Origin of the sequence: Bradyrhizobium sp. dw_411 (assembly GCF_018449695.1) — a bacterium.
Classification (GTDB): Bacteria; Pseudomonadota; Alphaproteobacteria; order Rhizobiales; family Xanthobacteraceae; genus Bradyrhizobium.
On sequence record NZ_JAAVUY010000016.1, the window covers coordinates 127,534 to 140,454 of the forward strand.

Consider the following 12,921-nt stretch of genomic DNA (forward strand, 5'->3'; position numbering starts at 1 on the left):
GGCGTGGCCCGGAATCGTCAATACCGGAGCGAAGATTATGGGAATAAGCATGTCGATGATCCACGTCATGGAGGGCTACGGCTTGCTCGGGCATGGCCGCAAGATCCTCGATTTTGGAAGCTCCAATCTCTACACGGCCACGCCGGAGGAAGTCGCGGCTTTCGTGAAGCGCCATAATCCCAAACCACGCAGCGACCTCGACGCCTGGGCGGCGCGGTTGGCGGCGGGCTCGCAACCCGATGCATCCGGTCAAGCGCTCAACCAGGCTTTTGCCGGCGAGTTGTTTGAGGCCGCCGGCATGGGCTATGACGCGATCGACATCGCGGATGGCTACAAGACGACGATTGTGGATCTCAATTCGAAGCGCCTGCCCGAGAAGATGGTCGGCGCCTACGATACCGTCCTCAATCACGGCACCAGCGAGCATATCCTGAACCAGATGAACGTTTTTGCTGCCGTGCATGCGGCGACGAAAAAGGATGGCTTGATCATGCACCTGGTGCCCAGCATCGGGTATGTCGATCACGGTTACTTCTGCTACACGAGCCGGTTTTTCTTCGATCTCGCCGCTTACAACAACTACGAGGTCGTAGACATGTGGTACGATGGGCCTGCATCGCAGGAAAACGTGTTTGCATCGGCGCGCCAATACCAGACCTATTTTCCGGTCTTGACCAAGCGTCTCGAAAAAATCGGACAGGTGGAGCGGGAATCCCTGCTGGACAGGACCAACATTCCGACGATATCGATCGCGCTGGTTTATCGCAAAGTGAAGAATGTCCCCTTTATGGGAACTGTCGAGACCAGCACCAGCGTGGGCGCGCTGCCCTCAGATCTGCTTTCGGCCTACAAAAGCTAAACACCTGTCAGTTCGACAGCAGACGCGGCGCGTTCGCGAAGCTCGTCTGGAAGCTCCCCGGAATTTCCGGCGAGAATAATTCTCAGGCGATCTGTCAGGTCCGTGCGTGATGGGTCATTTGCCAACACGTTCAGGATCATGCGTGTCTCGATTTGGGGTGGAACGGGTTTTTTCTGCGCAGCGAGAACGCTGACGTATCGTTGCCACATCCCGGCATCATCGGGTGCGATGGTCAAGGCGTAACGCAGGCCCTGTTCCTCCAGTTCAAGTGGAGGCCTCTCGCCGCGGCGTGCCATTTCAGTCGCAAGCACGTACGCGCGATGAAGGCTTGCCGCGTCATCCGCCTGTGCCGCTTCAATCACGGAGGCACGATAGGTTTCCAACAGCGTCTGGGCGGGGCCGTCCGAAACGACACGGCCGTGCTCCAGCAGCAGGCATCGATTGCACATGCTCGCAAGCAGGGCCTCGGAATGCGAAGCAATCACGAGGATCGACGAACGTTCGATAAGATCGTTCAATTTCTTCTGGGCTTTTTGGGCGAACTGCGCGTCGCCTGTCGCGAGGCCCTCATCGAGTAAGAGGATTTCGGGTTCTACCGCGGTGGCGATCGAAAAGCCGAGGCGCGTCATCATGCCTGACGAATAGATTCGGACGGGCAAGTCGATGTAGTCGCCAAGCTCGGCGAAATCGATGATCTCTTCCATCTTCGCCAGGATCTTGCGCCGGCTGAGGCCCATATGAAGCCCGAAACTATACAGGTTTTCGCGTCCGGTGCCGTCCGGGTTGAGGCCGGGCGTGGTGTTGAACAGAGTGGAGATGCGCCCGACGGAAGTGATGCGGCCGCGGGTGGGAGGATAGGCGCCGGACAGCAGCCGCAGCATGGTGGATTTGCCGGCCCCGTTGTGCCCCATCAGGCCCAGGCGATCGCCCTCACGCAGCTCGAAAGAAATTTCACGCAAGGCGGTGACCACGCTGCGTTCGGTATCGATGGCGCCGCCGGTGCGCGACATCACCGATCGCAGCCCGCGCCTGAGATTTACCGGAAACTCCACCCAGGCATTTTCAAGCGACAGCCGTGTCATGCGTGGTTTCCTTCAATACCAGTAGGGCATGCGGTCGCGCTGCTTGCCGTAAACCCAGAGCGTAATCGTCGAGCCAACCACGAGCGTGGCGAGCACCCACAGCCAGCTCACCAGCGGGGGCACAATCCCGAGCAACGGATCCCGCATGATCCGTACAAGGTGATAAAGCGGATTGAAATCGGCAGCAAAGGCGAGGTTGGGCCCGAGCATGTCCTTTGGCCAGAATACCGGCGTCACGAAGATCGCAATCTGCATCGCGCTGGCGGTCGCTGGAATCAAGTCACGCACGCGCAGACACATCATGCCGATGAAAAGACTCATCCAGACGCCGTTCATCATAATGAGAAGCAGCCCCGGAATGGCATAGAACACGGCCCAGCCGGGCGAATACCAGGTTCCGACCATCACCACGATGTAGAAAACGAATTGATGGCAAAACATCAGCAGGGATCGCCAGACATGCGCGAAGGCGAATGCGATGAAAGGGAACCGCATCGAAAGCGCGGTGGATTGTCCGGCAACCATGATGCCGGCGCCTTCGGTGATGAAGGAGGCAATCAGGCCCCACACGATCATGCTGGCGGTGACGTAGCGAAAATACTGGTAGGGGTCCTGGTGCAGAATTGAACCCCAGATCACACCCATCACCACCACGAAGGCGGCGAGGCTAAGCGTGTGCCAGAATGCACCGATCCGGGTTCGGCGGAATCGCCAGATCACATCGATCCAGCCGGCATGCAGCCAAACCGGCGCCATATGGATCGCTTCAGCGAGTTCGTTCAGCGAAACCGCGAAAGGACCTCCCGGCGAAGGCAGGACCACTTCCTTGGTGCTTGCTTTGGTATTCATTTCCTCGGCCATGATTGGGCTTTTAGCTGCCAACTTCCAGAAAGTCATGTCACCAGGTCTCGCGGATTGACGCTTTGACCCAACCAATATGGTGCGGAAAGGCCGCAGCGGCCTTCTGTCTCGATTAAATCTCCCCGGCGAATACCGACCGCGGGCTCGCACGGAAGATCGAGCGGAATGTTCCACCCGTGCGCGTGAAGGCTTCGTTGCGGCCGATCACGGCGTTCTCGTTGTTGATCGATAGCGCCAGCAAACACAGCGCGATCTTTCGTTCCGCAAGCGCGGCGGACGGGAGAATGGGCAGGCGGGCGCCGGGCAGGAACTTGTTTTGCTTCTGCGGGGTGTCATCGGCGACGAAATCGATCAGGTCGGTGACGCCCATGAAGTTGGCGAAGGCACAGGCGAGGTGGCCGGCGCCGAACAGCGCGATCGGGCCTTTCTCGGCACGGACGCGCTCGAGCCTGGCGCGCAATTCCTTGCGTGCCGGTTCATAGGCGTCGGCGTAGCGCGCCAGCCATCCGGTCTGGGCCCGCGCGGCCTCGGTGATACGGACTGGCCCGGGCCCGCCTGTCTTGCGGGCGAGCTGCACCAGCGAGTTTTCGAACGGCAGCGGATAGATGTCGGTCCGGATCGGCTCGAAGCCGCCGATGGTCAAGAGCGGCGCAAAGGTCTCGGGCGTCAGGAACAGCGAATGTTCCTCCCACACCATGCAATAATCATTCAGGCGCAGGCTCGTGGTGCAGTCCGGCACCTCGACCATGATGATGCCGCCCGGCTTCACGAGTGCTGCGATGCCATGAATGAACGCGTGCAAATCTTCGGCGTGCTCCATGATGTGGCGAACGATCAGCACATCCGCAGCACCGCGCCGCGCCGCGATCGCGCTCATGCGCTCCGGCGTCGTCAGCTTCTGCACGGTCTCGATATTGGCGGCCGGATTTTTGACGCCGAGATCCCCGTCGAGCGTCACCCGCCAGCTATGTTTGAAACCCTTGCGCGTGAAGCGGTCGATCGTGGTGTCGTCCTTCGAGGTCAGCGCACCGATGACGCTGTCGGTGGTGACACCGGGGAGTGCGACGATCTGATCGACGACCCCGTCGAGATGCTCTTCCGGCTCGCGGGCAAACAGCCAGTCATACGGCGGCACCAGCGCGTCATGGGGCACCGGCTTCATGATCTGGATCGTCGCGCAATTCTCGCATTGTCCCAGCGCCAGACGGAAATTGCGCTCCGGCGCGTTCGCCTCTTTCAGGAAAAACGACGAGACGGGATGAGACCCCACATCCAGCCGCTCCACGACTTCAGGCGACCCGCAAACCAGACAAACCATGTTTTTCTCCAGACCGCCCGCAATCCCAGGGGGGTGGCGACGGGTTTTCTCTACAACGTTGACCCATCAAGCGAAAGCGTCCGATGCCCCTGTCCAATCCCCTTTGTCAGGTCCCTTGGGCCTCGTCCGCAGAACGTTGTTCCGGGTCACAGATGGGCTGAGGATGGCCCAGGCAAAGCAAGCCCCGACAGATACGCATGACCTGCGGCCGCGTCGGTCTCCGGCGGCGCCCATTCGGGCGTCTCGGTCATGTCGCGGCTAAAGGGGCCGATGGTAGTTTCGAGGAAGACGATCCATTCGGACCGGAAGATCAAGGTGTGAAATATCCGGTCGGGCATCCGGTAGAAGAAATTTCCGCCCTCCGCGGCCGGGGTCATTGGGATCACTTGCGTCACCGCGCCCGTCTCATCGAACAGCAGCGCATCGCAGGCGCCCTCGATCAGCGTCATCGTCTCGAGCTTGCCGATATGGCGGTGCGGCCGGACATAGGAACTGCGATGCATGACAATCAGCATTTCCTGCTGCGCGGCATGTTCATCGGCATGGAAGCACAGCCGGCATCGCCGCCGCGCGGATTTCCCTGCCTTGTCCTTGAGCAGATCGACAATCGAATGGTCTGCTGCGAGGAAGCCGCCATCGGAATAGATGATTTCCGGCGAGATATGCTTCAGGCGGGTGTGAAACTGGTTCATGGTAAGGCCGAACCGAGGGGTGATCGATTGTGCGGAGCACCCCGGGTAAAGCCACCTCCATATCGTGGTCGTCAGGCGGTTAAATGCCCTGATAGGGGCTGGTCCATCTAGCATGTCGGCCGCGCGGGAGGCAAACCCGGACGCGGGTGCCGAGAAACCCATTTTGGCATTGTTTCGTCTGATCTAAAGCATTAGAAAATCAAATGTTTTTTGGATTTATGGGGAGTGCCTGGCCGAGCTTGCCGCCGCCTTTGGCCAACGAGGTTGACAAGGCGAGTGCCCGCATGGTTCGCATCTGCGCTTCCTCGATAGGATTCCTCAGGGAATGACGGATAAATCAGCGTATCTGGTGGTGGGCGGCGACAGCCTGGTCGGCGGCGGCGTGGTCGCCGCGCTCGAGCAGCGCGGCCATCGGACGTTCGCGAGCACGCGCCGGCGCGACACGCTCGATCCCAAACGGGTCTATCTCGATTTCGAAAGCGAGCAGCCATTCCGGGCGCCGGCCGAGGCCGGCTACGCCTTCCTGATCGCGGCGGCGACCAATTACGATCGTTGTGAAACCGACCCGCTCGCCAAGGTCATCAATGTCGAACTGATCCCGCGCGCGGTGGCATCGCTGCTCGAACAGGGCCTGTTCGTGACGTTCGTTTCCACCAATTCGGTATTCGGCGGCGAACAGCCATGGCCGCATGAGGATGGCGCGCACGCGCCGGGCATCGCCTATGCGCAGCAGAAGTCCGATGGCGAGAAGGTCGTGCTCGATGCCGCTGCAAAGCTCGGCGCGTTGGACCGGCTGAACATCGTGCGCCTGACCAAGATCATGAATGCAGGCGTCTCGCCGGTTCCGGCCTGGATCGCGGCGTGGAAGAAAAACCAGCCGATCCAGCCGTTCGCCGATTTGATCTTCGCGCCCATTTCGGTGAAGTTCGTCGGCAATGCGCTCGCCACGATCGGCGAGAAACGGGTCTCCGGCAATCTTCATCTGTCCGGCGCCGCCAATGTCAGCTACATCGAATTCGCCCAGGCCCTGGCGGCGCGGCTCGGTGTCAGCAACGACCTGATCCATCCGACCACTTCTGTCGAAAAAGGCATACACATCGCGTTCAAGCCGCGTTTCAGTGGCCTCGGCATGACCAGAACCACTGAGCTGACCGGGATTGAACCGCAACCGCTCGATCGTCTCGTCGACGATCTGATTGCAGACCTGAGAGACTGAGGGAAAACCGAGATGCCAGCGACAGTTTCTCATCGCGACACTTGCCGGTTGTGCGGCTCAAAAAACGTCGAGCGCGTCGTCAGCCTGCAGCCGATTCCGCTGTCGGAGAATTATTCAACCGATCGCCAGGTAGCGGCGAATGCGCCGCGTTATCCCGTCGATGTCTACATGTGCGGCGATTGCGGACACGTCCAGCATCTGGACGTGATCGATCCCAAGGATCTCTGGGATTCCTATACGTACTACTCGGGTGACGCCAAGGGCATGCCGGAACACTTCCTGCAGGTGTCCGACAAGATCATCAAGAAGAGCAATCCGCCCGCGGGTTCGCTCATTGTCGATATCGGCAGCAATGACGGCTCGCTGCTCAAGCCGTTCAAGCAGGCCGGGTTCCGCGTGCTCGGCATCGATCCGGCCACCGAGGTCGCGAAGAAGGCCAACGAGTCCGGCATCCCGACCATTCCGTCGCTGATGAGTCTCGATCTGGCCAAGCAGATCCATGGCGAGCACGGACCGGCGCAGGTGATCTGCGCTTTCAACGTGTTCGCGCATGCCGACAATCTCGGCGAGATGGTGGATTGCGTGCGCCTGATGCTGGCGCCGGATGGGTTGTTCTTCTTCGAAGCGCAATACCTGCTGGATATTATCGACGGCGTGCTGATCGCGACCATCTTCCACGAACATATGAGCCATCACTCGGTAAAGCCGCTGATCGATTTCCTCGATCGGCACGGGCTGGAACTGATCTCGGTCGAGCGCGCCCGCATCCAGCACGGCTCGCTGATCGGCGCGGTGCAGCTCAAGGGCGGGAAACGTCCGGTCGAAGACTCCGTGAAGCAGTTGCTTGCGCTGGAAGCCGACCGCAAGCTCGACAAGTTGCAGACCTTGCGTGACTTCGACGCCAAGGTGAAGCAATTGCGGGATCGCACGATCGGTCTGGTCGAGACCTGGAAGAAGCAGGGCGCGACGATCGCAGGCTATGGCGCCGCGCGCAGCGGCCCGACCCTGATTGCGCAGCTCGGGCTTGCCGGCGCGATCGAGTTCATTGTCGACGACCATCCGCAAAAGGTCGGCAAGTATGAGACCGGCGATGGCATCCCGGTGGTTCCGACCGCGGAACTATGCAAGAGAATGCCCGATTACACGGTGATCCTGGCGTGGGTACATTCGCAAAAGATCATCGAAACCAATCAGGAATATTTGGACAAGGGCGGTCACCTCGTTGTTCTCTGTCCGCAGACGCGGATCGTCGGGAAAAACGGGGACGTCAAGTTCTGAGCGACAAGATTTGAGCGACCAAGTTCCGAGCGGCCAGGCCGCGATCGATATGAGGCCGTGGAAAGGCATTACGTGATGGATACGCCGAAAACAAAAGAAGCCCAGTACCAGGTCATCGTCGAGGCCGCCCAGGAACGGGGATATGAGACCCTCGGTCTTCGCGGCAGCGAGAGCTGGTACCAGGATCCGAAGCACATCGTGTTCCGGCTGTCGCGCTACAAGTTCGTTTCGAAGATGCTGTCCGGCCGCAACCATGTGCTGGAAGTCGGATGCGGTGACGCGTTCGGAACCCGCATTGTTCAGGCCGAGGTCGGCAAGCTCACGGCGATCGACTTCGATCCGGTGTTCATCGAGGATGTGAACAAGCGGATGTTGCCGCGCTGGCAATTCGATGCGCGTGTGCATGACATGCTCGACGGTCCCGTCGCCGGCAATTTCGACGCGGTCTATTCGCTCGACGTGCTGGAGCATATCGAGCCGGCGAAAGAGAAATTGTTCCTCAAGAATGCGTTCGAGCCGCTCGACGTCAACGGCGCCGCGATCATCGGACTGCCGTCACTGGAGAGCCAGCCTTATGCTTCGGTCCAGTCGAAGCTCGGGCACATCAATTGCAAATCGGCGCCCGACCTGAAGAAGCTGATGGCGGAGTTCTTCCACAACGTCTTCATCTTCAGCATGAACGACGAAGTGGTGCATACCGGCTTCCACAAGATGGCCAATTACGTGTTCGCCATCGGTGCGGGAAAGCGGTCTTAAGTTGGTCGCATCGTCGACCGTATCCATTGGTTCATGGTTCGAGACGCGCGAAGTCGCGCTCCTCACCATGATGACCTGAGATCCTCGTACGGACCTCATCCTGAGGAGCATCGCAAAGCGATGCGTCTCGAAGGATGGAGCTATTTCCACATGCAGTCGGGCAGGTTCCCTTGCTCGTGCTCAACGCCCGGCGATATCGGCGGGTTTGTCGTTCGCTCTGGCCGCGGCAGTCATCGCTTTGCCGGCTTCGTCCATCCGATGCATCCAGCCGGTGACGTCGTCACGGTTGCGATCGAGCACGATCCGGTTTCGCAGCAAATGCACCGCCAGATGCAGCGGCGAGAACGGCCAGAGCCGAAGCGCCAGCCAGCCCATGGCAAGAATTCTTCCCGCTTTTCCAAAGCCCGTGGTCTGGCGTATGGCGGTCAATGCCCTGACATCGGAATCATTGCCGCCGGCGACCGCGGCAATGACGGCGGGGTCGGCGTTTTTGCCATGCCACACCAGTTGCAGCCGGGCCGCGCTGAATCGTAATCGCCGGACAAACCGGTCCGGATAATCAGGCGCAGTCTGCCCCACGATCGAATTAGCCAGCCGGTCATGCGCGACGGCGAGTTGGCGGGTGTTCTTCTCCCGATCCAGCAGCGTCGCGCCGGACAGCGTGGTGGCGGCGACCCGGAATATGGCGCGGATGCCCGGCACGTACACAAACCCGTTCTGGAATGCGACGATCCTGCCGACGATCACATCGCAGAACACGCCGAGCGTGACATCGAAGCCGCCGGCGGCGCGCAACAGGTCCGTGCGGAAAATGCCGGTGGTGCCGGATATCCAGTGGTCGGTCTTCTTGATGCGCCGACAGATGGTTTTCGGATCGAGATATTCGGTGCGGAACGAGGGCGGCGTGATCGGCCGCACGCCGCGAATGGCGCCGTCGCTGCCGACGATCGCGAGCTGGCTGCAGGCGAGGCCTGCCTGCGGATGGTTGCCCAGCGCCGCCAGCAGCGGCCCGTAGAGATTTGGCAGCACCAGGTCGTCGGCGCCGGGAAACGTAACATAGCGGCCCCGTGCAGCCGCGAGGCCTGTATTGAGCGCCGCGGCGACGCCCTGATTAACCTCATGGCGAATAATCTTGATCCGCGGGCTCGCAGCCTCCAGCGCCGCCAGCACCGGCTCGCTGCCATCGGTCGAGCCGTCATCGACGATGATGATCTCGGGATCGCAGTTCTCGCTGTGCAGGACGCTCGCGACCGCACGGGGGAGAAAGTCGCGCTGATTGTAATGGGGAATGACGACGGTGAGCAGTTCGTCCCGGGGCGGTCGTTCGCCCGGAGTTGCTGCGTTACCGTCGGACATCTTCATTCACCGGGACTGTCCGCGATCCCACGTCCGAATGCTCGGCCGGTATGGCCGATGCATTCGGACTGAAATCGCCGATCGTTACTCGAAAACGATAAATTCGTGGTCACCGGTATAACCGGCCTGCTTGAAAACGAAATCCCATTCTTCCGGTGTATGGAATGCGCGGCAGGTGAGCTGCCAGTACATCAGGTTCACCTTTTCGCGCTCGTTGCGATAGGCCTCGACGCAGAGATATTTGCCGCCGCGGCTGACGCGTTCGATTTCGCCCAGCGCCGCATGCAGATCGTAATTGTAGAGATTATGAAGCGTATTGATCGAGACGATCAGATCGAAATGCTTGTCGGGGTAGGGCAGCTTGGCGGCCGAGCCGACCTGGCAGAACGGTTTGACGTCCTCCATGGTGTGTTCGATGGCGTAGGCGGAGATATCGATCCCTGAAACCTCCACGCCCGGCACGCTCTCAAGGAAATCGTGCAGCAGGAAGCCCTTGCCGGAACCGACATCGAGGATCCGCATGCCCGGCTTGATGCCATAGGTAGCGACCATCGCGTCAGCGACCTTGCGCCAGCGGCCGTCATATTTGTAGCCGCCATAGCCGGTCTCGCGGCTGCCGTCCCAATAATCATAGTCGAACTTGATCGCCATTTCGGCGACATCGGCCTTGTCGCGCTGGGTGACGCGCGCGACGTAATCGCGCTTGGTCGATTTGTGAACGAGGCTGACGAAGTCCCGGTATGCCATCTTAACTCCTTGAGGTCGCTTGTTAGGTCTTTTGGACCTGTTCTAGACGATAATCTCGCCGATCTTGGCTTCGGCTTTCCTGATCTGGTTCTGGCAACGAATATCCCATGCGCCGGCGTCGGCGAAAGACCGGCGCGCGGCGCCGACCGGCAGGAAATCGTTGAGAATGATGCAGCTCCATTTGACGCGATAGGCATCGAGCAGAATACGACACCGCGCGCGGCCGGCCTCGTCCAGTTCCAGTCCGTCGGCCAGACGCGTCAGGAAGCCCGCGTGGTAGTTCAGGGATACCGGAATTTCGGGCTGGCAGAAGAAGTCCGACACCAGCTTGGCCGGATCGTCACGGCCGGCATACTCAAAATCGAGAAAGATCACGCGGCCGGTCTCGTCGGCCAGCGCGTTGTGAAACCCGAAATCGGATGGTGACAGGCAGCATTCTTCGGGAAGTAGCGGGCGGTCGATCTTGAGCCCGGAATCCTGCGCATCGCTGAGGAGACGCGCCTTCACTGCGTTCCATTTCGGCAGCAGCACCTCGTCGACCAGGCGTTGCGCCTGCTGCACATGCGGCGCCTCTGGATCGAGGGTGGCCAGACGGGCGACGCGGCGCTCCACCGTGGCGATGTGATCGGCGAGGCTGAAACAGGCCTCGGAGGCCGGCGCCAGCGCCTGTGGCGTACGGGGAGCCGCATTGACCGCCAAGACAAAATCGATTGCGGCATCGATATGCTGCGGCTTCAGTTCGCTGGCGAGCAGTTTCCGCCCTGGCACGAAGCCATAGAGCCCCGCCCGTGCGGCCTCGTCGCTGGCCAGCGGCTCGGGGACCACGCGCACGCCGCGGGACCATGTGTGCTTCAGGAACCCCCATTCGGCCGCGAGGCGGTCGCGCGGGTCGCGCGGATCGCTGAAATAGCTCTTCAGGACCACGTCTTCTCCGGCGTCGGTCGCGACCCGGTAGACCTGATTGTTCTTGCCGCCGTCGAGGCGGCCGAGCGTGGTCGCGCGGCCCCGGCCGGCGCTGCCGACGAGGCGGTTGGCCAGCGCCAGCAGTTTCTGATCGGCCGGGGAGGCGAGATCAGCCACGGGCGATATCCGCCGTAATGTCAGCCCAAATACCAGTCCACGAGGAACTGCGGTGGACACCGGACGCCTGCTTGCCTGCAAACTGGTTTTCGGGATCGAACAGGATGCGGCGCATGCCATCGGGAAAGCCCGGCATTGCCAGGATTTCAGGGAGGTCGTCGACAAAGACCTCGCATTGAAGCGCGGCCGCGCGAGCGACTTTTTCTTCCTTGGTCAGCTCAAAGAACACCTTGGCCGGATCGATCTGCGATGCGCCGTCGCCGACGAGATCGCGCGCGGCGAGAAATCCGCGTGCCGCGGCGTGCATGTCGTGCTTCGGGCCCAGCATGGGATGCCTGGTCTTGTGGCTGACGATGAAGAGCTCGTGGTTGGCCTTGCGGGCCGCCGCGACGAACTCCGCAAAGCCCGGATAGGGCGAGACCAGTTCCATCCGCGCGCCGTAGACATAGCCTTGCAGCTCGGTGAAATCGTCCTTGCGGCCGGAACCGTTGAGATGGTCGCGGACGCTGTTCTTGTCGCGGCCGAGATGCGGCGGGATCAAGCCTCGTTCGAGCGCAGCGGCATGGAACACGCCGTCGTAGCAGGCGATCGTGTTGTCGAAGTCGATGCCGATGCGCATGATCTAGCCGGATCGGCGCAGCGACATGTCGATCAGCGGCCGCCCGACCTTGCCCGCCGCCAGATCCTGCAGCGCCTGATCGGCCTCATCGAGCGAATACGGCTTCGACAGGAGGTCCCGCACCGGGAACCGTTCGGAGCCCAACAGGCGCGCGAAGCGGCCATAGTCGCGGTCGGGAACGCTGTCGCCGCCCCAGGTGCCGAGCAGGCTCTTGCCCTGATTGAAAACGCCGGGATTGATCGAAAGCATGGCGCCTTGCTTGGCGTTGCCGATCACCACGGCGCGGCCGCCCTGCTGGCGGGTCGCGTTGACGGCCTGATCCATCACGGTGGGCATCCCGGAGGATTCCACCGCGAGATCGACGCCCTGCGGCACGATCTTCTTGATCTCTGCAATGACGTCGGCACTCGTGGGATCGATCACATGGGTCGCGCCGTAAAGCTTGGCCAGCGCCCGGCGGGTCGGATTGGGATCGATGCCGATCACCGGCATGGCGCCCGCCAATGACGCCGCCATCAGGGCATTGAGGCCGATGCCGCCGGTGCCGAACACGGCAATGGCGTCGCCCGGCTGCACTTTGAGCACGTTGTAGACCGCGCCCATGCCCGTGGGCGCGGCACAGCCGAGCAGCACCGCGACGTCCATCGCCAAATGGCCGGGCAGCAGGGTCAGGCGGTTTTCGCTGACCACGGCGTGGCGCTGGAAGGTGGTGACGCCACCGGCATTGACCTTCTTGCCTTCCCATTCATAGACCGCGCCGCCGGCCTCGATGCCGCTGCCCTTGATCCAGGACAGCACCACCTTGTCGTCGCGCTTTACTTTGGTGACCGCGTTGCCGGTCTCGAGCACGACGCCGGTTCCCTCATGGCCGAGGCAATGCGGCACCCACTTGTCCTCGCCCTTGTCGCCGCGCCATTCCATGACCTGGGTTCCGCAGGCGCCGGAATAGGTGATCTCGACCAGCACCTGGCCGGGCTTGAGCACGGGGATTTCGATCTCGGCCACGACCAGGGGAGAGCCCGTCTGGACGAGGAGGGCAGCTTGGGTTTTCATTTTT

At 61.2% G+C, this 12,921-nt stretch carries 13 protein-coding genes; 4 read left to right on the forward strand and 9 right to left on the reverse strand.

The genetic code is table 11. The features are described 5' to 3' along the window. Window positions 1–49: 49 nt before the first annotated feature. Window positions 50–859 (forward strand): hypothetical protein, encoded by an 810-nt coding sequence (locus tag HB676_RS25395; RefSeq protein ID WP_213741201.1) that lies wholly within the window; start codon window positions 50–52, stop codon window positions 857–859. Here HB676_RS25395 and HB676_RS25400 read toward each other — a convergent pair. The 4 genes from HB676_RS25400 to HB676_RS25415 form a co-directional block, all read right to left on the reverse strand. Next, a complete protein-coding gene (locus HB676_RS25400; protein ID WP_213741202.1) occupies window positions 856–1,869 on the reverse strand; it encodes an ABC transporter ATP-binding protein in 1,014 nt (337 codons plus the stop codon). The two genes, HB676_RS25395 and HB676_RS25400, sit on opposite strands and share 4 nt — an antisense overlap. 84 nt (window positions 1,870–1,953) lie before the next feature. Next, window positions 1,954–2,790, reverse strand: coding sequence for an ABC transporter permease (locus tag HB676_RS25405; protein ID WP_213741203.1), 837 nt, complete (start codon window positions 2,788–2,790; stop codon window positions 1,954–1,956). A 124-nt stretch (window positions 2,791–2,914) separates the two neighbouring features. After that, on the reverse strand, window positions 2,915–4,120 hold the full coding sequence (locus tag HB676_RS25410) for a class I SAM-dependent methyltransferase (protein WP_213741204.1): 1,206 nt from the start codon (window positions 4,118–4,120) through the stop codon (window positions 2,915–2,917). 146 nt (window positions 4,121–4,266) lie between these two features. Next, window positions 4,267–4,812 carry a WbuC family cupin fold metalloprotein gene (locus HB676_RS25415; protein ID WP_213741205.1) on the reverse strand — a complete coding sequence of 182 codons (546 nt, stop codon included), beginning with the start codon at window positions 4,810–4,812 and terminating at the stop codon, window positions 4,267–4,269. 325 nt (window positions 4,813–5,137) lie between these two features. On the opposite strand from HB676_RS25415, the gene HB676_RS25420 reads away from it, so the two are divergent. The 3 genes from HB676_RS25420 (at window position 5,138) to HB676_RS25430 (ending at window position 8,062) form a co-directional block, all read left to right on the forward strand. Beyond that, window positions 5,138–6,028 carry a sugar nucleotide-binding protein gene (locus HB676_RS25420; protein ID WP_213741206.1) on the forward strand — a complete coding sequence of 297 codons (891 nt, stop codon included), beginning with the start codon at window positions 5,138–5,140 and terminating at the stop codon, window positions 6,026–6,028. A 12-nt stretch (window positions 6,029–6,040) separates the two neighbouring features. Then, window positions 6,041–7,306 (forward strand): class I SAM-dependent methyltransferase, encoded by a 1,266-nt coding sequence (locus tag HB676_RS25425; protein ID WP_213741207.1) that lies wholly within the window; start codon window positions 6,041–6,043, stop codon window positions 7,304–7,306. A 75-nt stretch (window positions 7,307–7,381) separates the two neighbouring features. After that, window positions 7,382–8,062 carry a class I SAM-dependent methyltransferase gene (locus HB676_RS25430; RefSeq protein ID WP_213741208.1) on the forward strand — a complete coding sequence of 227 codons (681 nt, stop codon included), beginning with the start codon at window positions 7,382–7,384 and terminating at the stop codon, window positions 8,060–8,062. A gap of 180 nt (window positions 8,063–8,242) precedes the next feature. Here HB676_RS25430 and HB676_RS25435 read toward each other — a convergent pair whose 3' ends face one another. From HB676_RS25435 to HB676_RS25455, 5 genes are all read right to left on the reverse strand, one after another. Continuing rightward, the gene (locus HB676_RS25435) at window positions 8,243–9,418 is read right to left on the reverse strand and encodes a glycosyltransferase family 2 protein (protein WP_213741209.1); all 1,176 of its coding nucleotides are present in this window, start codon (window positions 9,416–9,418) and stop codon (window positions 8,243–8,245) included. A gap of 84 nt (window positions 9,419–9,502) precedes the next feature. Continuing rightward, a complete protein-coding gene (locus tag HB676_RS25440; protein WP_213741210.1) occupies window positions 9,503–10,165 on the reverse strand; it encodes a methyltransferase domain-containing protein in 663 nt (220 codons plus the stop codon). A gap of 42 nt (window positions 10,166–10,207) precedes the next feature. Beyond that, on the reverse strand, window positions 10,208–11,245 hold the full coding sequence (locus tag HB676_RS25445; protein WP_346347422.1) for an aminoglycoside phosphotransferase family protein: 1,038 nt from the start codon (window positions 11,243–11,245) through the stop codon (window positions 10,208–10,210). After that, window positions 11,238–11,864, reverse strand: coding sequence for a hypothetical protein (locus HB676_RS25450; RefSeq protein ID WP_249780464.1), 627 nt, complete (start codon window positions 11,862–11,864; stop codon window positions 11,238–11,240). The genes HB676_RS25445 and HB676_RS25450 overlap by 8 nt, the downstream gene beginning before the upstream one ends. A 3-nt stretch (window positions 11,865–11,867) precedes the next feature. Continuing rightward, complete coding sequence (locus HB676_RS25455; RefSeq protein ID WP_213741212.1) at window positions 11,868–12,917, reverse strand: zinc-binding dehydrogenase; 1,050 nt, start codon at window positions 12,915–12,917, stop codon at window positions 11,868–11,870. Between the last annotated feature and the right edge of the window lie 4 nt (window positions 12,918–12,921).

Bases quoted from the DNA above. Each gene is read 5' to 3' on its own strand.
- HB676_RS25410 (WP_213741204.1), bottom strand. From the start codon at position 4,120: ATGGTTTGTCTGGTTTGCGGGTCGCCTGAAGTCGTGGAGCGGCTGGAT.
- HB676_RS25440 (WP_213741210.1), bottom strand. From the start codon at position 10,165: ATGGCATACCGGGACTTCGTCAGCCTCGTTCACAAATCGACCAAGCGC.
- HB676_RS25430 (WP_213741208.1), top strand. From the start codon at position 7,382: ATGGATACGCCGAAAACAAAAGAAGCCCAGTACCAGGTCATCGTCGAG.
- HB676_RS25450 (WP_249780464.1), bottom strand. From the start codon at position 11,864: ATGCGCATCGGCATCGACTTCGACAACACGATCGCCTGCTACGACGGC.
- HB676_RS25415 (WP_213741205.1), bottom strand. From the start codon at position 4,812: ATGAACCAGTTTCACACCCGCCTGAAGCATATCTCGCCGGAAATCATC.
- HB676_RS25420 (WP_213741206.1), top strand. From the start codon at position 5,138: ATGACGGATAAATCAGCGTATCTGGTGGTGGGCGGCGACAGCCTGGTC.
- HB676_RS25425 (WP_213741207.1), top strand. From the start codon at position 6,041: ATGCCAGCGACAGTTTCTCATCGCGACACTTGCCGGTTGTGCGGCTCA.
- HB676_RS25435 (WP_213741209.1), bottom strand. From the start codon at position 9,418: ATGTCCGACGGTAACGCAGCAACTCCGGGCGAACGACCGCCCCGGGAC.
- HB676_RS25400 (WP_213741202.1), bottom strand. From the start codon at position 1,869: ATGTCGCGCACCGGCGGCGCCATCGATACCGAACGCAGCGTGGTCACC.
- HB676_RS25395 (WP_213741201.1), top strand. From the start codon at position 50: ATGTCGATGATCCACGTCATGGAGGGCTACGGCTTGCTCGGGCATGGC.
- HB676_RS25405 (WP_213741203.1), bottom strand. From the start codon at position 2,790: ATGAATACCAAAGCAAGCACCAAGGAAGTGGTCCTGCCTTCGCCGGGA.
- HB676_RS25455 (WP_213741212.1), bottom strand. From the start codon at position 12,917: ATGAAAACCCAAGCTGCCCTCCTCGTCCAGACGGGCTCTCCCCTGGTC.